This is a genomic window from Amorphoplanes friuliensis DSM 7358, from assembly GCF_000494755.1.
Classification (GTDB): Bacteria; Actinomycetota; Actinomycetes; order Mycobacteriales; family Micromonosporaceae; genus Actinoplanes; species Actinoplanes friuliensis.
The window spans coordinates 682,426-701,224 of the sequence record NC_022657.1 but is presented as its reverse complement, the minus strand read 5'-3'; the positions used below and the strand labels follow the sequence as shown (position 1 = coordinate 701,224).

Below are 18,799 nucleotides of genomic sequence, written 5' to 3'. Positions count from 1 at the left end.
CCCGACGCAACCAGAACAACCCCGGGTCCGCTACCGCTTTTCTCCGGCCAGGCCGTCGCCGAGGCCGGTGCGGTAGTAGAGCACCGAACGGCCGGACCGGCGGCGGCGCACCAGGCCGGCGTCGAGCAGCACCTTGAGGTGGTTGCCGACCGAACCCAGGCCGTAGCCCGTGACGGCGACGAGGTGGGTGGTGCTCATCGGCGCCGACAGGGCCGCGAGGACGGCCGCACGACCGGGGCCGAGCAGACGGGCCAGGGCGGCGGGAGCAGCGGTCTCCCGGGGCACCAGCAGGCCCGTGCACGGGTAGATCACCGAATACCGGTGCGGCGGATTCCAGCCGACCCAGCCGTTGCGGGTCGAGGCCGGGATGAACAACAGGGTCGCCGCGGTGAGATCACGCGGCGGGTACGCGTACGAGTTGATCTGCAGTTGACCGTCGCCCAGCCAGCGCAGTCCGGACCGCATGCCGTTGACCGCCGCGGCCCAGCCGCCGGTGCTCAGACTGCGGGTGCGGGCGACGATGTCGGCCTCGAAAGCCGCGCGCCGGCGGGACCAGCCGGGCCGGACGGCGTGCTCCCACACCCAGGTGAGGACGTCCGCGATGCGCTCGGGGAGGTCGGGGACGCGCAGACCGGGCGGTTCGCGGCCGCCCTGACCGGCCGACAGGTCCGCGATCAGCGTCTCCGCGGGAGTCCGCCGGACGCGGGCGAGCTCGTCCGCGAAGTCCTGGTCGTTCTCGTGCGGCGGGCGGCAGAGGAAGTCGGCGAGCCACCGCGGCACGGTCGCGGCCTGGACGAACGCGGCCGCCACCGGGTCGTCGGCGAGCCTGCGCCGGAAGGCGGCACGCAGCCCGGCCACGTCGGTGAGCTGCCCCGGAACAGCCTGACCTCCGCGCAGGACCAGCATCGCCGCGACCGTCTCGGTGAAGGGCGAGACGGCAAAGCGGCTGCGGGCGAGCACGTCCGAGTCGACCAGCCAGACACCCAAGGTTTCGCCTCCCCGCGAAACTCTACGGTCCCGGACCGGCACGGCCACAGACTTCCGGCCATGCGTACGTACGGGGAATTGTTCCGCACCACCGAGTTCAAGCCACTGTTCGCGTCCTCCGCCACCCAGGTCGCCGCCGGCACGCTGAGCAGCCTCGCCTTCGGCACGCTCATCTACGCCCGGACCGGCTCACCGCTGCTGGCCGCACTGAGCATGTTCGGGCCGTCGTTCGCACAGGTCGTCGGGGCGATGTTGCTGATGTCGGCCGCGGACCGGCTGCGCCCACGGACGGCTGTGGCCCTGATCGGCACGGTGTTCGGGGCGGGCAACCTGGTGCTGGCACTGCCCGGGATGCCGCTCGGCGCGATGTTCGCCGTGATCCTGGTGATGGGCCTGGCCGGGTCCGTCGGTGGTGGCGCGCGGGCCGGGCTGCTCGGCCAGATCCTGCCGCCGGAGGGATACATCCTGGGCCGCTCGATGCTCAACCTGGCCGTCGGAGTGATGCAGATCCTCGGGTACGCCGCCGGCGGAGTGCTCGTCGCGCTGATGTCACCACGCACGGCACTCGTGCTGGGCGGCCTGCTCTGCTTGATCGCCGCACTGATCGCTCGGCTCGGGCTGAGCGACCGCCCGCCCCGGGCCACCGGACGTCCCTCGATCGCGGCGACCTGGCAGGTCAACCGCGTGCTGTGGTCCTCACCGGCGCGGCGGGCCGTCTTCCTGTCGCTGTGGGTGCCGAACGGCCTGGTGGTGGGTGCGGAGGCGCTCTTTGTGCCCTACGCACCACAGGCGGCCGGGGCGCTCTTCATCGCGGGCGCCGCCGGAATGCTCGCCGGAGACCTCAGCGCGGGACGCTTCCTGCCGGCCCGGCTGCGGCCCCGTTTTGTGACACCCTTCCGGCTGCTGCTGGCCGCGCCCTACCTGCTCTTCGTCCTGCCGCTGACCGTGCCGGTCGCGGTGGTGCTGGTGGCCGTGGCCTCGGTCGGCTTCGGCGCCGGCCTGCTGCTGCAGGAACGGCTGATCGGTCTCACCGACGAGACGATCCGCGGCCAGGCGCTCGGACTGCACGGCTCGGGCCTGATGACGATGCAGGCGGTGGGCGCAACCATCGCGGGTGTGATCGCCCAGCACCTGCCGGTCGGCACCGCCATCGCCATCATGGGCACGCTGTCACTGGTCGTGACCCTGCTGCTGACCCCCGGCCTGCGCCTGTCACGCCTTGAACTGGTCGATCAGCGGTAGCGACGGGCCGTAGTCGATCTTCCAGTCGGTGTAGACGCCGACCTGGCCGTCGGACCGGCACAGCAGAGCGAGGCTGATCCAGCGGACATCGGTGGCATCCGAGGTCAGGGCATAACCCACCGCGGCCGCGAACGACTCACCGCCGCACGGGCACTGGCACTCCTCCAGCTCGGCCTCGTCGAGATATTCCTCGCTGTCGGCGATCGCGACCTGCTCGCCGCAGGCCTCGCACGTCACGGCGCTGCCCTGCTCGTCGACGTCCACCAGGACGCTGAAGGTGCGGCCCGAACAGGCCGCGCAGACGACCTCCCGGACGTGGGCCACCGGATGACCACCGGCCCGGAAGTCGCGCAGATAGGTGTCCAGCTCTTCGAGGTCGGTCACACCCCGGAACGCTACCGGCGGCGTACGACAGAAAATCGGGTGACCGCCGGAACCCACCGCGCTTAGGGTCGCCGGATGCCCACGACGCACGCTCTGCTCGGCCTGGCCTTCGCGCCCGGCGCGCGGGGTCCGCTCCAGACGACCCGTCCGCGCCTCCGGCGTTGCGCCCTGGGCCGCCTCGCCGTCTGACCGCTGACCACCGGTAGCACCAGGGCCCTCCAAGTCCTTTTCCCACGGACGGGCCACGATGACGCCTGTCCGCGTTCCGCCGCCGTCCGGCGGCAGACAGGACCCAGGTCATGGCGCTACCCCGACGAGAGCACGCACGCACGCGGCAGGCTTTCGGCCAGAACTTTCTCTCCGACACCGCGGCGGTCCGGCGGGTGGTCACCGCAGCCGGTCCGCAGCCCGGTGATCTTGTGTACGAGGTGGGTGCGGGCCGCGGGCGGCTCACCACCGAACTGGCGCGACTCGGGGCCGAACTGGTCGCGTACGAGGTGGACCCGGCGATGGCGGCCGCGCTGCCCCGCCGGCCGGGACTCACCGTGCGGGCCGAGGACTTCCTGCGGGCCGTGCCACCCGACCGGCCTTTCCAGGTGGTCGGCAACATCCCGTACGCGCTGACGGCCGCGGTCGTCGACTGGTGCCTGCGCGCGGAGACCCTGACCACGGCAACACTGCTGACCCAGTGGGAGTACGCCCGCAAACGCACCGGGGACTACGGCCGCTGGAGCCGGCTGACCGTCAGCACCTGGCCGACATTCAGCTGGGAGCTCGCCGGGCGGATCCCGCGGACCGCCTTCCGGCCGATGCCGCGGGTCGACGGTGGCATCCTCCGGCTCACCCGCCGGCCCGTGCCGTTGGTGCAGGCGGGGGCGCTGCCGGCGTACCAGAGGCTGGTGGAACTGGGTTTCACCGGTGTGGGCGGTTCGTTGCAGGCCTCACTGGCCCGGCGCTACGGCCCGGCGCGGGTCTCGGGCGCTTTCCGGGCGGCCCGCCTGGCGCCGGACGTGCCGGTCGGGCTGGTCTGGCCGGAGCAGTGGCTGACGCTGTTCCGCCTGCTGGACGCCCCCGCCCGGCCGGACCTCGCCCCGCGGCGGCGACAACCGGGCCGAGGCCGCCGCAGGCCCTGACAAGACGCGGGCCCGGCCCGGCCACCGTCTGTTCCGACGGAAGCGCGGGCCGGGCCTGGTCACTGCCTGTTCTGCCGGAAGCGAGGGCCGGGCCTCGGCGCTGCTCGGTCTGGCGGAAGTGCAAGCGGGTCAGACGCGGAAGCGTTCGGCGACGATGCGGAGTTCGTCGGCGACGCGGTTGAGCTGGCTGACGGCGGCGTCGGCTTCGACCAGCGTGCTGCTGGTCTGCTCGGCCGAGTGGGCCACACCGTTGATGTTCATGGCGATCGTCGAGCTGCCGCCGGCGGCCTCGCTGATGCTGCGGCTCATCTCGGCGGTTGTCGCGGTCTGCTCCTCGACCGCCGAGGCGATCGTCACCTGGTAGTCGTTGATGCGCTGGATGATCTGCGAGATCTCGCCGATCGCGGCGACCGCGCTGGACGTGTCGGTCTGGATGGTCTCGACGCGGCGGGAGATGTCCTCGGTCGCCCGGGCGGTCTCCTGGGCCAGGTCCTTGACCTCGCTGGCGACGACCGCGAAGCCCTTGCCCGCGTCGCCGGCCCGCGCAGCCTCGATCGTGGCGTTCAGCGCGAGGAGGTTGGTCTGCTCGGCGATCGCGGTGATCACCTTGACCACGTCACCGATCTCGGCCGACGACGTGCCCAGCTTGGCGACGGTCTCGTTGGTGCTCTGCGCGACACCGACGGCGCTGGAGGCGACCTGGGCGGCGTCGTTGGCGTTCTGGGCGATCTCGCGGATCGAGGCACCCATCTCGTCGCTGCCGGCGGCGACCGACTGCACCGAGCCGGAGACGTCGCCGGCGGCCCCGGCGACCAGGCCGGCCTGAGCAGCGGCCTCGCGGGCGCTCTCGCCGATCCGGGCCGTCACGCCGGTCAGCTGCTGGGTGCTGTTGCCGAGGTTGGCGGCGCCGGCGGTCAGCGAGGTGATGGTGGTGCGCAGTCCCTCGCGGGCCCGGTTGACGGCGACGGCCATGCGGCCGAGTTCGTCGCGCGAGCGGACCTCGGCCGCGATGGTCAGGTTGTTGTCGGCGACGGCACCCAGGGCCGTCTGCACGGTGGCGAGCTGCTGCTTGATCAGGCGGACCACGTAGAGCGCGATGCCGCCGGCCAGCAGGATGCCGACGATCAGCGCCGTGATCATGAAGATCCGGGCGTTCTCGAAGTTGTTGGTTGCCTCGGTGGACAGCGCGTCGGCCTCGGTGTCCTCGAGCTTCTGCAGGTCGGCCACCGCGGAGTTCATCTCGCCCTCGACCGAGGAGAACTCCGCGGAGATCTGATCCGCGGCAGGCAGCGTGTACCCGGCGGCGAGCGGCTCCTGGAACAGCAGCGTGTTCCGGAGGGCGCGATAGTTCTTCATCGCGTCGCTGAAGGCGGTGATGCTCTGCTGACGTGCCGCCGACTTCGCGGCGATGGTGGAGTAGGTGCCCAGCGCCGTATCGATCTTGGTGTCGGCCGCGGCGACGTCGCTGCGGCCCTGCTTGCGCTCGGCGTCGGTGGTGCCCACCGCGTAGAGCACCATCCCGCGGAACATGTCGGCGATGCCGCCGCGCAGCTCAGCGACCTGCTGAAGGCTGTCGACGTGGTCGGCCTTCATGATCGACAGGTCGTCGCTCATCTCCGAGATCCGGGACAGGCCCAGCAAACCGACAACCACCGCGACGACGGCCATCGCGGCCACCGCCACGACGTTCTTCACCGCGAGGCTGCGGTCGGCCAGCAGCCCCGCCATCGGGCCGCGCCGCACCGTGACCTGCACAGCCTCGTTCATCTTTGCCTCCGGCATCCCCGCCACCTTTCGGTCCGCGAGAATCATCGCGCCGGGACGGAAAAGTCGGGGCAAAACGCGAAAGCTGCACTAAGAACCGTATTTCGCCCGCCAAACTGGTGGGCGAACCCGTCAGCGGACCGCGAGCTCGATCAGTTCGCCATCGCCCGGACGCCAGCCCTCGACCACCAGGGCCACATAGCGGGCCCGCTCCCCCAGCGCCGTGTAGGTCAGCCCGTCCGCCGAGGCTTCGAGGCGCCAGCGCGGGCGACGGCCCTTCGACCAGGTCAGCTGCACGTCGCCGATCGCCACGACCGCGCCGAGGTCCACGACCATCCGGCCGGAACCACCGGGCCGCCACGAGGTCCGCCGGTCACCGTCCACCGCCCGCGCGGGCGAGGTCATGCCCGCGGGCAGCGGCGAGGTCGGGAACGTCGTGCGGCCCCGCGCCCGGTCGCCGGTCGGGGTGATCGGGCCGTCCGGCACGACCAGGCGGCGGGAGCGGCCGGCGGGCACCCGCACCCGGGCCGACCACGAGCCGGAGCGGACGGTCAGCACCGCCCGGCGCCGGGCCGGTGCGGAAATCTCGAGGTGCCGGGAGTCGGCCACCTCGAACCGCGTGCCGTCCGGGGCGGGCTCGTCGAGGGTGAAACGCGGCGGCTCGACGGCCGCCGTGCCACCGGCCAGGCTGATGGACCACTCCAGGCCCCGGCCACGGGCGATCTGGCTGCCCCGATAGAGGCGACGGCCGTTCGGGAGGCGCACGGGCGCGTCCTTCACCGCGGCCGGCGTGAGGTTGAAAACGCTGAGATATCCGTCGGCATCGCTGATCCGCAGGCCGGACGCGGTCGGCAAGGGGCGGGAGGCGGCCGCCGCGAGGTCGGTGGTCGCGCCGGCGTAACCCTCGATCATCGGAGCGGTGGCCGACACGGCGGTCGCACTGACCACGATCTTCCGGGTGGCGCCGTGCGTGACGAGACCCGCGCGCCCGTCGATGCCGACCCAGCCGGCCGCCGACCGTGTCTCGGGGACGGCCACCGCGTCGGTCCAGGTCAGACCGTCGGTCGAGGTCTGGATCACGAACCGCTTGCCGTACGCGGCCTCCCAGTCGATGCGCACACCGGCCACCGTCACCGCGGAACCGAGGTCGACGGCGAGCCAGCTGTCGGCCCGTCCGCGTTCCTCGCGGGCCACCGCCCAGCGGGTGTCCGGGTTGCCGTCCGTGGCGTTGCGGGCGGGGTTCCAGATGTCCTCGGAGGAAGCGGTCGGCATCGCGCCCTGCGCCAGGTCGGCGCCGCGGGTGTCGAGCACCTCGAAGGTGTAGATCGAGTAGCCGTAGGCCGTCCCGGGCTCACGTCCGAGCATCCGCACCCAGCGGGCCTCCCGCGGCGGGAAGGTGATGTCACCTTCGTCGTGCTTGCCGAGCACGGCCACCCCGTCGGGAGTGGTGAAACTGCGGCTCCCGGAGAGGCCGGGCACCCCGGGCATGTAGAGGTTGAACAGGGTGAGCCCGCCCTCGCCGGGCAGGCCGGTGCTCGCGTAGACGACCGTGCCGGTGGGCAGCGTGGCAAATCCCGCCCGGCCGCCGCCGATCGCCAGCACGGTCGCGGTGGCGTCGAGCCCGTCGCGGCTCTTCGCGTACGCCCGGGTCCAGGTGTGGGTGGGCTTGCTGCCGGCCGGCAGGAACGCCGGGGCGCGCGTGTCGATCAGCCAGTTGTCGTGGCCGGGCTGCCACAGGAAATTGACAAAACCGTCCTTGGTGACCGCGGCGGCGAACGCCCGCTCCGACTGGTGTGCCGTCAGGCCGACGTCCTCGCCGAAGTCGCGCGTGCCGCTCGCCCGACGGAAGAACTCGGCCGGGGACACGGGCTGCACCGGCGTCTTGCGCAGACGGTGGAAGAGCCACGAGATCGCCAGCTCGGCGCGGGCCTCGGGCTCGTACTTCTCCTCGCCGCTGAACTTCGTCAGGCGGTATTTCGGCTCGTACCGCAGGTAGGGCATCAGGCGCTCGGACAGGTCGGCCTCGGCGCGGGCGGCGTCACGGTCACCCTGGACCTGGGCCAGGAACGCCAGCGGCAGGATGTCGCGGCCGTAGAGGTGATAGCGGTCGGCGACCATCGGCATCACCGGCTCACCCGCGTCACTGGCCAGCAGCCGCAGCGTCGCCCACAGCTGCTCGCCGTTGGGCTGGTGGGTGAGCACCTGCGGCAGCGGACGACCCGCGACCAGGAAGTGGATCGCCGCGCGACCGGCCGTCCGCCAGAGCTCGGCCTGGTAGTGCGGGTTGGCCGACTCGTGATTCTCGACGATGAACGAGTCGTGCAGGTTGTGCGCGGTGGCCAGCTGGTCGATGCGCTGCCCGTCGATCACGGCGGGGTTGGCGCGGTCGGCCACCGGGAGCCCGCTGGAGTTGGTCGCCCAGAGCAGGAACCGCTCGCGCCAGCCGTCGGCCTCCTCGTCGTCGTCCGCGGCCCAGGCCAGACCGGGGGCGAGAGCCTGGGCGTAGACGCCCATCTCCTCGAGCTTGGTGTCGCCGATCCAGCCACCGGCCGTGCCGCGCGGGGACCAGCCGCCGCTGAGCGGGTCGTCGTCCGAACCCAGGGCGTACGCGTACGCGGCCTGGCCGACGGCGATCCGCTCGACGTTGAGGCGCGTCTGCTCGTCGAGGTCGTCCCAGAGCAGCCGGGCGGCCAGCACGAAGTACAGCTCGAAGGTCGAGTCCCAGAAGAGCTGACGGCCCCACTCGGTGCCACCGGCGAGACGGTTGGTCGCGGCGTACCGCTGGATGGTGGCGACCGTCTTGGTCTTGAGGGTGGCCGCGTCGATGTCGGCCAGCCGGGCGTCGTAGTCGTCCATGCCGAGCAGGACGGCGTTGCCGAGGACGGCGACAAAGCGGAAGTCCTGCGCTTTGTATGCCCCGATCGTCGTGTCCCACTGCTCCTCCACCCAGCGGGTGTGCACGTGGAGCAACTCGCGGTAACGGTCGGCAACCGGGTCCGGCGCAGCCGCGGCGGCCCGGGCGGGCAGGCCGAGAGCACCAGTGATGCCTCCGGCACCGGCCAGCGCGAGAAGCTGACGGCGGGACAGTGCGAGCAAAGGACCTCCCCGGCAGAACAGGATGCCCTGGACAGGATTCGCGTCCGCCCCAAAGACTGTCAAATCACCTTTTGAGCACGAGGGACCCGTGACGCTCGTCGATCCGGCGGGCACGCAGTCCAGCATGCCCGACGGATCGAGAACGCCCGCGGATGGCGAGAGCTAGGTCACTGTGGAGACCGGCTGGTCGTCACGCGATTTCACGCGGTACGGCGACGCCGGGCGAACGGATCCGTCAAGGCCGGGGGGACATATCCGGCATCGGCCCGGCTGAAGCTCTGCCCCGGCGGCACGATCTCGTCGATGCGGTCGAGGATGTCGGTGGTCAGGTGAACGTCCACCGCGCCGAGCTGCGACTCGAGGTGCTCCATCGTGCGGGGCCCGATGATCGGCGAGGTCACCGCGGGATGCTGCATCACGAAGGCGATCGCCAGCTGCACCAGCGGGATGCCCACGTCGTCGGCCAGCTTCCCGAACGCGTCGGCCGCCTCGAGCTTCGCCTGGTTCTCCGGACGGGAGAGGTCGTACCGCTGCGGCAGGCGCTGGGCGCGCGTCGAGCCGGGCACGTCCTGACCCTTGCGGTACTTGCCGCTCAGCCAGCCACCCGCGAGCGGGCTCCACGGGAGGACACCCAGGCCGTACTGCTCGGCGACCGGCAGCAGGTCGGCCTCGATGCCACGGACCAGCATCGAGTACGGCGGCTGCTCGGTGACGAAGCGGCTCAGCCCTCGGCGCTCGGCGACCCACTGGGCCTCGACGATTTCGTGGGCGGGGAACGTCGACGAGCCGAACGCCCGGATCTTGCCCTGCCGCTGCAGATCGGTCAGCGCCGAGAGGGTCTCCTCGACGTCGGTGTCCGGCGAGGGCCGGTGCACCTGGTAGAGGTCGATCCAGTCGGTGCCGAGCCGGCGCAGGCTGTTCTCGACCTCACGGATGATCCAGCGGCGCGAGTTGCCCTGGCTGTTCGGGTCGCCCTTCGTGCCCATCGGGGCGTCGGCCGGCACGCCCATCTGACCGTGGAACTTGGTGGCGAGGATGACCTCGTCCCGCTTGCCGTTCGCCAGGGCCTTGCCGACGATGATCTCGGACTCGCCCTGCGAGTAGACGTCGGCCGTGTCGATGAAGTTGACACCGGCGTCGAGCGCCTTGTGGATGATTTTGATTGACGTGTCGTGATCGGGCTCGCCCCAGGCGCCGAACATCATGGCGCCGAGGCAGAGCGGGCTGACCTGCATTCCGGTTCGTCCGAGGCTGCGGTACTCCATGAGGATCACTGTGCCCCGAATCAGGTTCCGGAACCTGGATTACTTGCTTGTTAACTAATGCATCGATGAAACTGACAAGACCGTCCCCACAGCACGTTCCCCCGACCGATGGCGCCGGCCCCACCCGAGGCCGGCGCCTCGGCTTTTCCAGGGACTGGTGATCCGTGGGTAACCAGTTCCTTCATCCGCGCCGCGGAAGTTGCCAGACTCGGTCCAGCAGCAAGATCCGCTGACCGGGGAGAACCACCGTGAACGATCAGGGAAACTGAGGCCGTGGACCGGGCCCAGCTTGCCGATTTCCTGCGTACGCGGCGCGAGGCGTTGCAGCCGGAGGACGTCGGGCTGCCCCGCGGCGCCCGCCGGCGCACCGGAGGCCTGCGCCGCGAGGAGGTGGCCGCGCTGTGCGGCATGTCCGCGGACTACTACAGCCGCATCGAGCAGCAGCGCGGACCGCACCCGTCCGAGCAGATGCTCGCCGCCATCGCCCGCGGCCTGCACCTCTCCCTCGACGAGCGTGATCACCTCTTCCGCATCGCCGGCCACGCGACCCCGCAACGAGTGCACCGCGCCGACCACCTCAATCCCGGCATGATGCGCATCCTGGACCGGCTGGAGGACACTCCGGCCCAGGTCATGAGTGGTCTGGGCGAGACACTGCGACAGACCCGCTCGTGCATCGCGCTGCTGGGTGACGACTCCCGCTGGACCGGGATGGCCCGCAGCATGGTCTACCGCTGGTACACCGAACCGGAGTCACGGCTGATCTATCCCGAGGAGGACCACCCGGAGCACGGGCGGGTCTTCACGGCCCAGCTCCGGATCGCGTACGCCCGGGACGGCCTGAACTCGCGGGCGGCGGCCGTGGTCGACGCGCTGCGGGCGGTCAGCCCCGAGTTCATCGCGGTGTGGGCCGAGCACGACGTCACGTCGCTGCACACCGACCAGAAGCGCATCTCGCATCCGCAGCTCGGCCTGCTCGAGCTGCACTGTCAGACCCTGGTCGACCCCGACCAGTCACAGGCCCTGCTCGTCTTCACCGCAGTGCCCGGCACCGAGAGTTACGAAAAGCTTCAGCTGCTCTCGGCCGTCGCCTGAGAAGCCGGGTTGCCGGCCAGCGGATCGCGGCTTCAGGGGGCATGCTGAGCTGAGCAGCGGATGGCGGGGCCCGGCACGGCCCCGCCGTCTTGCTGTCGTCTTTACTCGGCCGAGCCGGGCTCGGCCATCTTGCGGTGCATCTGCGCCTTCACGCTGTCCGGCATGACCTTCGAGGCCGCACCCTGGACCTTCGTCTTCAACGAGCCGGCGACGACCTTCTCCTCGCCCTTCATCAGAGCCTTGAAGCCCTGCTCGGCGACCTGCGCCGGATCGTCCTTCTTGCTCGCGCCGACCTTGGTGTCCTCCATCTCGGCGCGGTCGAAGAAGTTGGTGTCCGTCGGTCCCGGCATCAGCGAGGTGACCGTCACACCGGTGTCCTTGAGCTCGTTGCGCAACGCTTCGGCGAACGACTGCACGAACGACTTCGACGCGTTGTAGACCGCCTGGTAGGTGCCGGGCATCGTCGAGGCGATCGACGACGTGAACAGCACCCGGCCGGCGCCGCGGGAGACCAGGTCGGGCAGGACACGCTTGGCGAGGTGCACAGTCGAGCGGACGTTGAGGTCGATGACGTTCAGCTCGTCGCTCAGGTCGGTCTGACGGGTGAAGTCACCGCCGATGCCCCGACCGGCGTTGATCGCGATCGCGTCGACCGGCCGGCCCGCCGCCCGGATCGCCGCGTAGAGCTCCTCGACACCGTCGTAGGTGGCCAGATCGACCTGCACGGCCTGTACGTCGTTGACGCCGTCGCGGCGCAGATCGGCCGCCGCCTGGGTGATGCCCTCGTCCTCGGCCGCCAGCAGCAGGTCGAACCCGTTCTCGGCGAACTGCCTGGCCAGCTCGTAGCCGATCCCGCTGGACGCGCCCGTCACAACCGCAAAATCCCGGCCCGTGGGTGTCGTCATGGTGTTCCCCTCCTCGTTCGGTCCCGACGGGGTGCCCGGCACGGCTCTGGTTATTCATCGCCGGAGCGGGCATGCCACCAACGGCAACGACGCTCTAGGAGGACAACCGGAATGCGCGCACTGACCTGGCAAGGAACTTCGAAGGTGTCCGTCGAGACGGTTCCGGATCCCAAGATCCAGGAGCCGACCGACGCGATCGTCAAGATGACCTCCACCGCCATCTGCGGGTCCGACCTGCACCTCTACGACACCCTGGGCATGTTCATCGACCCGGGTGACGTCCTCGGCCACGAGCCGATGGGCATCGTCGAGGAGGTCGGGCCGGAGGTCACGCACATCCGCCCCGGTGATCGTGTTGTCATCCCGTTCAACATCTCGTGCGGGCACTGCTGGATGTGCAGCCGCGGGTTCTTCGCACAGTGCGAGACCACGCAGGTGAAGAGCGAGGGCAAGGGCGCCTCACTGTTCGGGTACACGAAGCTCTACGGCCAGGTCCCGGGCGGGCAGGCCGAATATCTGCGGGTGCCCCAGGCACACTTCGGCCCGATCAAGGTGCCGGACGGTCACCCCGACGAGCGCTACCTGTTCCTCTCCGACGTGCTGACCACGAGCTGGCAAGCCGCGCAGTGGGCCGACATCACTCCCGGCGGCACGGTGTTCGTCACCGGCCTGGGACCGATCGGGCAGATGAGCGCCCGGATCGCCCGGCACCTGGGCGCCGAGCGGGTCATCGCGGTCGACAACGTGCCCGAGCGGCTCGAGATGGCCCGCCGCAACGGCATCGAGGTGCTCAACTTCGACGAGGTCGAGGACATCCCGGCGGCGGTCTACGAGATGACGGCCGGACGCGGCGCGGACAGTGTCATCGAGGCGGTCGGCATGGAGGCCCACGGCACGCCGTTCCAGGAATTCGCCCAGCGTGCGGCGGGCAAGCTGCCCGACGCGGTGTCCCGCAAGGCGATCGACAAGTTCGGCATCGACCGGATGGGGGCGCTGCGGACCGCGTTCGCCAGTGTCCGCCGGGCCGGCACGATCTCGATCATCGGCGTCTACGGCGGCCAGGCCGACCCGTTCCCGATGATGGACCTCTTCGACAAGGGCGTAACGATGCGCATGGGTCAGGCCCACGTGAAGCGCTGGGTCGACGACATCATGCCGCTGCTGACCGGCGACGACGACCCGCTGGGCGTCGACGACCTGGTGACACACCGGGTGCCGCTCGAGGAGGCGCCGCACGCGTACGAGATCTTCAAGAAGAAGGAGGACGGCTGCATCAAGGTCGTCCTCAAGCCGTAATCGTCGCGCCGGGGGAGAATCGGGCCCATGTATGTGATCAGGGAACGGTTCTTCTCCATCGGCGACGACTTCGACGTGCTCGACGAGCACGGCACCAAGCTGTTCCACGTCGACGGCAAGGTCCTCAGCGTCCGCAACAAGGTGGTGATCGAGGACCCGTCGGGCACCGAGGTCGCCAGTGTGCACCGGCACCTGGTGGCGCTCCGGCCGACGTACGAGATCCGCATCGGTGGTGAGAAGGCCGCCGAGGTGAAGAAGAAGCTGTTCACGCCGTTCCGCGACAAGTTCACCATCGACGTGCCCGGGCCGGAGGACCTGACCATGAAGGGCGACCTCCTCGACCACGAGTACGTGATCGAGCGCGAGGGTCGCGAGGTGGCGGCGGTCTCCAAGCGGTGGCTGACGATCCGGGACACGTACGCCGTGCAGGTCGGGGCCGGCGAGGACCCTCTGCTGATCATCGCGAGTGTGCTCGCGCTGGACCTCGCTCTCGAACGTGACGAGAAGAAGAAGGAAGAGAAGGACGAGAAGGACGGCAACTGAGGGATGCTGCGCGGCCCGGCCACTACGATGGCGCTCCGGAAGCGATCGGTCGGGTTGTCAGTGAGGAAACGTATGCGTCTCGTTCGTTCAGTCGCCGCGGCCCTGGTCGCGGCGACTCTCGCCGTTCTGGCCGGTGGTCCCGCGTGGGCCCACAACTCCCTGGTGGAGGCCGCGCCCAAGAAGGACGCGAAGCTGGCGAAGGCGCCGGCGGAGATCCGGCTGAAGTTCATCCAGAAGCTCGACGGCCGGTACATGACCATCGTCGTATCGGACGAGGCGAAGCAGAAGGTGGCGGTGTCGGCGCCCAAGGCCGACGGCAAGGTCGGCTCGGTCACGTTCTCGGAGCCGCTGCCCAACGGTGTGTACACAGTGGCCTACCGCGTGGTGTCTCAGGACGGGCATGCGGTGCAGGGCGCCTACTCGTTCACCGTCCAGGCGGCCGGGGCTTCGACGCCGTCGGCTGTGGCCCCGACCACCGCCTCGCCGGTCGCTCCCGCCTCGGCGGCACCTGTCCCTGTCGCCCTGGTGGAGGACAAGACGGCCACGTGGTGGCCCGTCGCAACGATCGCCGTCGCGGTCCTTCTGGTAGGCGCTGGGGCATTCGTCCTGGTCCGGCGACGGCGTTCATGATCAACCGTCTACTGTGACCATCTGACTACTAAACGTGACTCATACTTTCGGCTAGTCATCCATGGCCCTCTCGGCTAAGGTCGTCATAACCGAACGGCCAAGCATGTTCGGACGACGGCGATCGAATCGATCATCGTCATCCGGGAACCGATAGCGATACCTTGCCCGACCCGGGCCCGGCGAAACCTCGCCGAGCCGGCTCTCCGGGACAGGTGCCAGGGAGGAACACGAGATGACTGTCATTCAGTCCGCCAAGACGGAGACGAAGTCGAAGCTCAGCGAGGCTCCGGCCGACAGCGCCGCCGACCTGCTGAACGCGATGGCTGCGATGCCGGTCGGACACCCTTCTCGCGTGTCGCTGCGTGACCGTGCGATCGAGGCCTGGCTGCCGCTGGCCCGGCACCTCGCCCACCGCTACTCCGGCCGTGGTGAGCCCACCGACGACCTGATCCAGACCGCGACCGTCGGCCTGATCAAGGCCGTCGACAAGTTCGACCCCGAGCGCGGTGTCGACTTCGCCGGATACGCCATCCCCACCATCATCGGTGAGATCAAGCGCCACTTCCGCGACCGCACCTGGTCCGTGCGCGTGCCGCGCCGCCTGCAGGAACTGCGCCTGTCGATCACCGAGGCCAACAGCACCCTGACCCACACCCTGGGCCGCTCGCCGACCGTCGCCGACATCGCCGTGCACCTCGGCGTCACCGAGGAAGACGTCCTGGAAGGCCTCGAAGGCGCCCGCGCCTACAACGCCACCAGCCTGTCCACCCCGATCAGCGCCGACGGCACCACCGAGCTCGGCGACACCCTCGGCGGCGAGGACCACGAGTTCGAGCTGGCCGAGACCCGCGTCGCCCTGGGCCCCGCCCTGGCCCTGCTCGACGAGCGCGAGCAGAAGATCCTCACCCTGCGCTTCTACGGCAACCTGACCCAGTCGCAGATCGCCGACCAGGTCGGCATCTCCCAGATGCACGTCAGCCGCCTGCTCACCAAGGCCCTGACCAAGCTCCGCACGCAGCTGGCCTCCGAGGCCCTGTAATCCGAACCCCAGGAAACGCCGGCCCGGTTCGGGCCGGCGTTTTCTGCGTATGCTCTGGCATTCGAGGAAGCGGGAGAAGACTGTGAGTGAGCCCGGCTGGGTCGAGCACGCCGTGTGGTGGCAGGTGTACCCCCTCGGTTTTGTCGGCGCGTACCCGCCGGGTGGTGGCGACGGCAAGCTGGACCGCATCACGGCCTGGCTGGACTACGCCATCGAGCTCGGCGCGTCCGGGCTCATGCTCGGTCCGGTGTTCGCGTCCGAGACCCACGGTTACGACACGACCGACCACCTGACGATCGATCCGCGACTGGGTGGTGACGCCGAGTTCGACGCGCTGATCGCCGCAGCCCACGATCGTGGGCTGCGAGTGCTGCTCGACGGCGTGTTCAACCACGTCGGACGCGGGCACGCGGCGTTCCAGGCCGTGCTGGAGCAAGGACGTGACGCGCCGACCGCGCGGTGGTTCCGGCTCACCTGGCCCGACGGCGCGGGCGAACCGCAGTACGAGACCTTCGAGGGGCACGGCGCGCTGGTCGCGCTCAACCATCTCGAGCCGGCCGTCGCCGACTACGTCGTCGACGTGATGACCCACTGGCTGCGGCGGGGTGCGGACGGATGGCGACTTGATGCCGCGTACGCCGTACCGGCCGCCTTCTGGGCCAAGGTTCTCCCCCGGGTGCGGGCGGAATTCCCCGACGCGTACCTGGTGGGCGAGGTCATCCACGGCGACTACCCCAGCTTCGTCGACAGGTCCACGATGGACTCGGTGACGCAGTACGAGCTGTGGAAAGCCGTGTGGAGTTCACTCAACGAGGGCAACTTCTTCGAGCTCAGCTGGGCTCTGGAACGCCACAATCTGTTCCTCGAGACCTTCGTGCCGCAGACGTTCACCGGCAATCACGACGTGACGCGCCTGGCCAGCAAGCTCCTCGACCCGAAACACGTGCCGCTGGCCCTGGTGCTGCTGTTCACCGTCGGGGGCACGCCCTCGATCTACTCCGGGGACGAGCAGGGCTTCACGGGTGTCAAGGAGGACCGGGAGCACGGCGACGACGCTGTCCGGCCACCGTTCCCCGCCGGGCCGGACGACCTGGCGCCCTACGGCTGGCCGATCTACCACCTGCACCAGGAGCTGATCGGTCTCCGCCGGCGGCACCCGTGGCTGCACCGCGCCCGGACGAGCACCGTGAGCCTGGCGAACGAACAACTCGTCTACGAGGTCACCGACGGAAGCCACAAACTGCTGATCGCCCTGAGCGTCGGCGCCGATTCCACAATGCTTCCGGCGCCGTACGCGAAAATGGTTCTGAATGGTGACGCGGAGCTGAAGGAGCCCGGCTCGGCGAACACGACTGTGGTTCTTCCCGCGGCCGGATGGGCAGTCCTGGAGGCACAGTAAAAAGCGCCCGCACAAAGGCGGGCGCTTTTACGAGGTCCGAGGGATCAGAACCATACCTTGCGGCCACCGACCGGGCGGCCGACGGATCCGAGGATCCAGAAGACGGCACCGACGACCAGCAGGATCGCGCCGATCGTGTAGAGGATCGGGACGCTGAGGAAGATGCCCAGCAGCAGGAGAACAAGACCGAGGATCAGCATGGGGGGGCTCCGTTCGTCGGCGGAGTTTCCGCCGCCCCTCAAATACCCAACGCCCTCGATTTCCAATCACGACCTCAAAACAAAGGTCTAGCGTTTCGGGGGCGAGAGGGCGCGGTTGACGTCGCCGGACGGGCCGTAGGCGGTGAGGAACTTGTCCCGGAACTCGTTCATCTTCCAGACGGGGGCGGCCGGGGCGGGTTTGAGGCCGTCGGTCCAGCCCCAGCCGGAGATCTTGTCGAGGACCTTCTTGTCCTTGGCGACGATCGTGATGGGGACGTCGCGGCTCGCGCCCTCGCCGGTCACGATCTTCGCGGCCTGGTGGTCGCCGAGGAACACCATCACGGTGTTCTCGTCGCCGTAGTTCTCCAGCCAGCTGGTGATGGTCGTCAGCGTGTACTGGATCGACCGGGAGTATTCGCGCTGGACCTTCGCGGGGTCCTTCCAGATGGACTTCGGCCTCTTGCCGTCCTTCTGGATCTGCTTGTAGACCGAGCCGTCGCCGACGTCGTCCCAGTCGATGAACTGCGGGATCGGCGCCCACGGCGTGTGGCTCGAGACCAGCGGCATCTCGACCATCATCGGCGCGTGGTCCGGGCCGTGCACGTTCTTCTCGAACCAGGACAGCGTGTACTGGTCCGGTTGCGGCGCCCAGCCGAACTTCGGACCGACGTAACCGGTGTTGCGGGAGTCGTAGACCCGGTTGTACCCGTAGAAGCTGCCTTCGGGGAAGGCGCGGGTGGCACCCGGCATGACACTCATGGTGTCGAAGCCGGCCTTCTTGAACGCCATCGTCATCGTGAGCCGGTCGCTGGCCATGAGGTTGCGGTACCGCTGCTGGTTGTTGATCCACACACCGGACAGGAACGTCGAGTGGGCCAGCCAGCTGCCACCGCCGTACGTGGACGAGGTGAGCCAGCCGCTCTGGGCCGCGTACCCGGCCTTTTTGAGGCTTTCGGCGCTCTCGTCGAGAACTTCGACGGTGCCGGGTGACAGCTTCGGGTCCTCGATCGCTGAGCGGCCGTAACTCTCGACGAAGGTGAAGAAGACGTCCTTGCCGCGCAGCGAGGTGAGCAGCTGGTCGCCCGGGGTCGCGTCGAACGCGTCGTTGGCCGCTTCCTTGGTGAAGTCCTTCTCGTCGCGCAGGCCCGCCTTGACGGCACCGGCGCGGTCGTAGACGTAGATCGCCGAGCTGCGGGCGGCCACCGGGATGTTGTTGAAGATCTGCACACCCAGCAGCAGCAGGACCACCCAGACGGCGGTGCCGGTGATGGCCGTACCGGCGGCGGCCCGGCGGTGACCGGCCGCGACCTTGGCGACCCGCATGGCGGCCAGGCTCATCAGGGCGAGGATGGCGATGATCAGGATGACGACCCCGATCAACGCGCCGATCGCACCGGCCTCACCGACCGAGTCCTTGAGGAACGACTGGGCGTCGTCGAACAGCTCCCAGTCGAGCACCAGGTCGAACGGCCGGTTCAGGGTCTCGTAGAAGCCCATGTCGGTGAACTTCAGTAGGGTGAGCAGGCCGAGGCCGGCACCGAGGGCGCCCGCCATGATCCGCTGCCACCGCCCGCGCAGCAGCAGGATGAGGCCGACGGCGATGAAGCCCTCGACGGGCAGGCGCACGTAGGTGCCCGGACGCTCCAGCCGGCTGATCACGTTGGGCATGATCAGCGCCGCGAAGATCAGCACAAAGGCCGCAACCGTCAGCGCGTGCCCGGCGATACGCCGGAAACGGGAGGGTTCCTCCGTCTTCTCGGTACGACGGAACCGCGCGGCCAGTGCTTCGCGTACCGAACCAGGCAAGACGTGGCCCTCCTC

Annotated in this window: 16 protein-coding genes; 8 read left to right on the top strand and 8 right to left on the bottom strand. The window is 69.5% G+C overall.

What is annotated here, in order from left to right; all coding sequences use genetic code 11:
• Window positions 1–30: 30 nt before the first annotated feature.
• Window positions 31–987, bottom strand: a complete 957-nt coding sequence (locus AFR_RS03210) for a helix-turn-helix domain-containing protein (RefSeq protein ID WP_023357865.1) — start codon at window positions 985–987, stop codon at window positions 31–33.
• 60 nt (window positions 988–1,047) lie between these two features.
• Between AFR_RS03210 and AFR_RS03205 the strand changes: the two genes are divergently transcribed.
• Entirely contained in the window at window positions 1,048–2,229 is a 1,182-nt protein-coding gene (locus tag AFR_RS03205) for an MFS transporter (RefSeq protein ID WP_041840566.1), read from the top strand.
• On the opposite strand, the gene AFR_RS03200 is transcribed toward AFR_RS03205, so the two are convergent.
• Window positions 2,200–2,613: a hypothetical protein gene (locus AFR_RS03200; protein ID WP_023357863.1), complete on the bottom strand. Its 414-nt coding sequence runs from the start codon at window positions 2,611–2,613 to the stop codon at window positions 2,200–2,202. The genes AFR_RS03205 and AFR_RS03200 overlap by 30 nt on opposite strands.
• A 299-nt stretch (window positions 2,614–2,912) precedes the next feature.
• Between AFR_RS03200 and erm the strand changes: the two genes are divergently transcribed.
• Entirely contained in the window at window positions 2,913–3,746 is an 834-nt protein-coding gene (erm, locus tag AFR_RS03195; protein WP_023357862.1) for an ErmE/ErmH/ErmO/ErmR family 23S rRNA (adenine(2058)-N(6))-methyltransferase, read from the top strand.
• A gap of 129 nt (window positions 3,747–3,875) precedes the next feature.
• On the opposite strand, the gene AFR_RS03190 is transcribed toward erm, so the two are convergent.
• From AFR_RS03190 to AFR_RS03180, 3 genes are all read right to left on the bottom strand, one after another.
• Complete coding sequence (locus AFR_RS03190) at window positions 3,876–5,528, bottom strand: methyl-accepting chemotaxis protein (RefSeq protein ID WP_023357861.1); 1,653 nt, start codon at window positions 5,526–5,528, stop codon at window positions 3,876–3,878.
• Between the two features lie 114 nt (window positions 5,529–5,642).
• Complete coding sequence (locus AFR_RS03185; RefSeq protein WP_023357860.1) at window positions 5,643–8,606, bottom strand: discoidin domain-containing protein; 2,964 nt, start codon at window positions 8,604–8,606, stop codon at window positions 5,643–5,645.
• Window positions 8,607–8,806: 200 nt separating this feature from the next.
• The gene (locus AFR_RS03180; RefSeq protein WP_041840565.1) at window positions 8,807–9,871 is read right to left on the bottom strand and encodes an aldo/keto reductase; all 1,065 of its coding nucleotides are present in this window, start codon (window positions 9,869–9,871) and stop codon (window positions 8,807–8,809) included.
• A 273-nt stretch (window positions 9,872–10,144) separates the two neighbouring features.
• Here AFR_RS03180 and AFR_RS03175 point away from each other — a divergent pair, with 273 nt between their 5' ends.
• Window positions 10,145–10,966 (top strand): helix-turn-helix transcriptional regulator, encoded by an 822-nt coding sequence (locus AFR_RS03175; protein ID WP_023357858.1) that lies wholly within the window; start codon window positions 10,145–10,147, stop codon window positions 10,964–10,966.
• 101 nt (window positions 10,967–11,067) lie between these two features.
• Here the strand turns inward: AFR_RS03175 and AFR_RS03170 are convergent, their stop codons facing one another.
• Complete coding sequence (locus AFR_RS03170; RefSeq protein ID WP_041841732.1) at window positions 11,068–11,871, bottom strand: SDR family NAD(P)-dependent oxidoreductase; 804 nt, start codon at window positions 11,869–11,871, stop codon at window positions 11,068–11,070.
• A gap of 111 nt (window positions 11,872–11,982) precedes the next feature.
• Here AFR_RS03170 and AFR_RS03165 point away from each other — a divergent pair, with 111 nt between their 5' ends.
• The 5 genes from AFR_RS03165 to AFR_RS03145 all read left to right on the top strand — a co-directional run bounded on the left by AFR_RS03165 (window position 11,983) and on the right by AFR_RS03145 (window position 16,778).
• A complete protein-coding gene (locus AFR_RS03165) occupies window positions 11,983–13,167 on the top strand; it encodes a zinc-dependent alcohol dehydrogenase (RefSeq protein ID WP_023357856.1) in 1,185 nt (394 codons plus the stop codon).
• Window positions 13,168–13,194: 27 nt separating this feature from the next.
• Complete coding sequence (locus AFR_RS03160) at window positions 13,195–13,710, top strand: LURP-one-related/scramblase family protein (protein ID WP_023357855.1); 516 nt, start codon at window positions 13,195–13,197, stop codon at window positions 13,708–13,710.
• A 72-nt stretch (window positions 13,711–13,782) separates the two neighbouring features.
• Complete coding sequence (locus tag AFR_RS03155; protein WP_023357854.1) at window positions 13,783–14,340, top strand: copper resistance CopC family protein; 558 nt, start codon at window positions 13,783–13,785, stop codon at window positions 14,338–14,340.
• 232 nt (window positions 14,341–14,572) lie between these two features.
• Complete coding sequence (locus tag AFR_RS03150) at window positions 14,573–15,379, top strand: RNA polymerase sigma factor SigF (protein ID WP_023357853.1); 807 nt, start codon at window positions 14,573–14,575, stop codon at window positions 15,377–15,379.
• Between the two features lie 82 nt (window positions 15,380–15,461).
• Window positions 15,462–16,778, top strand: coding sequence for an alpha-amylase family protein (locus AFR_RS03145; RefSeq protein WP_023357852.1), 1,317 nt, complete (start codon window positions 15,462–15,464; stop codon window positions 16,776–16,778).
• A 44-nt stretch (window positions 16,779–16,822) separates the two neighbouring features.
• On the opposite strand, the gene AFR_RS47050 is transcribed toward AFR_RS03145, so the two are convergent.
• Together AFR_RS47050 and AFR_RS03140 are read right to left on the bottom strand one after the other, a co-directional pair.
• Window positions 16,823–16,978 carry a hypothetical protein gene (locus AFR_RS47050; protein WP_023357851.1) on the bottom strand — a complete coding sequence of 52 codons (156 nt, stop codon included), beginning with the start codon at window positions 16,976–16,978 and terminating at the stop codon, window positions 16,823–16,825.
• Window positions 16,979–17,065: 87 nt separating this feature from the next.
• Window positions 17,066–18,784, bottom strand: a complete 1,719-nt coding sequence (locus AFR_RS03140; protein ID WP_023357850.1) for a sulfatase-like hydrolase/transferase — start codon at window positions 18,782–18,784, stop codon at window positions 17,066–17,068.
• Between the last annotated feature and the right edge of the window lie 15 nt (window positions 18,785–18,799).

Bases quoted from the DNA above. Each gene is read 5' to 3' on its own strand.
- AFR_RS03205 (WP_041840566.1), top strand. From the start codon at position 1,048: ATGCGTACGTACGGGGAATTGTTCCGCACCACCGAGTTCAAGCCACTG.
- erm (WP_023357862.1), top strand. From the start codon at position 2,913: ATGGCGCTACCCCGACGAGAGCACGCACGCACGCGGCAGGCTTTCGGC.
- AFR_RS03190 (WP_023357861.1), bottom strand. From the start codon at position 5,528: ATGCCGGAGGCAAAGATGAACGAGGCTGTGCAGGTCACGGTGCGGCGC.
- AFR_RS03180 (WP_041840565.1), bottom strand. From the start codon at position 9,871: ATGGAGTACCGCAGCCTCGGACGAACCGGAATGCAGGTCAGCCCGCTC.
- AFR_RS03170 (WP_041841732.1), bottom strand. From the start codon at position 11,871: ATGACGACACCCACGGGCCGGGATTTTGCGGTTGTGACGGGCGCGTCC.
- AFR_RS03165 (WP_023357856.1), top strand. From the start codon at position 11,983: ATGCGCGCACTGACCTGGCAAGGAACTTCGAAGGTGTCCGTCGAGACG.
- AFR_RS03160 (WP_023357855.1), top strand. From the start codon at position 13,195: ATGTATGTGATCAGGGAACGGTTCTTCTCCATCGGCGACGACTTCGAC.
- AFR_RS03155 (WP_023357854.1), top strand. From the start codon at position 13,783: ATGCGTCTCGTTCGTTCAGTCGCCGCGGCCCTGGTCGCGGCGACTCTC.
- AFR_RS03150 (WP_023357853.1), top strand. From the start codon at position 14,573: ATGACTGTCATTCAGTCCGCCAAGACGGAGACGAAGTCGAAGCTCAGC.
- AFR_RS47050 (WP_023357851.1), bottom strand. From the start codon at position 16,978: ATGCTGATCCTCGGTCTTGTTCTCCTGCTGCTGGGCATCTTCCTCAGC.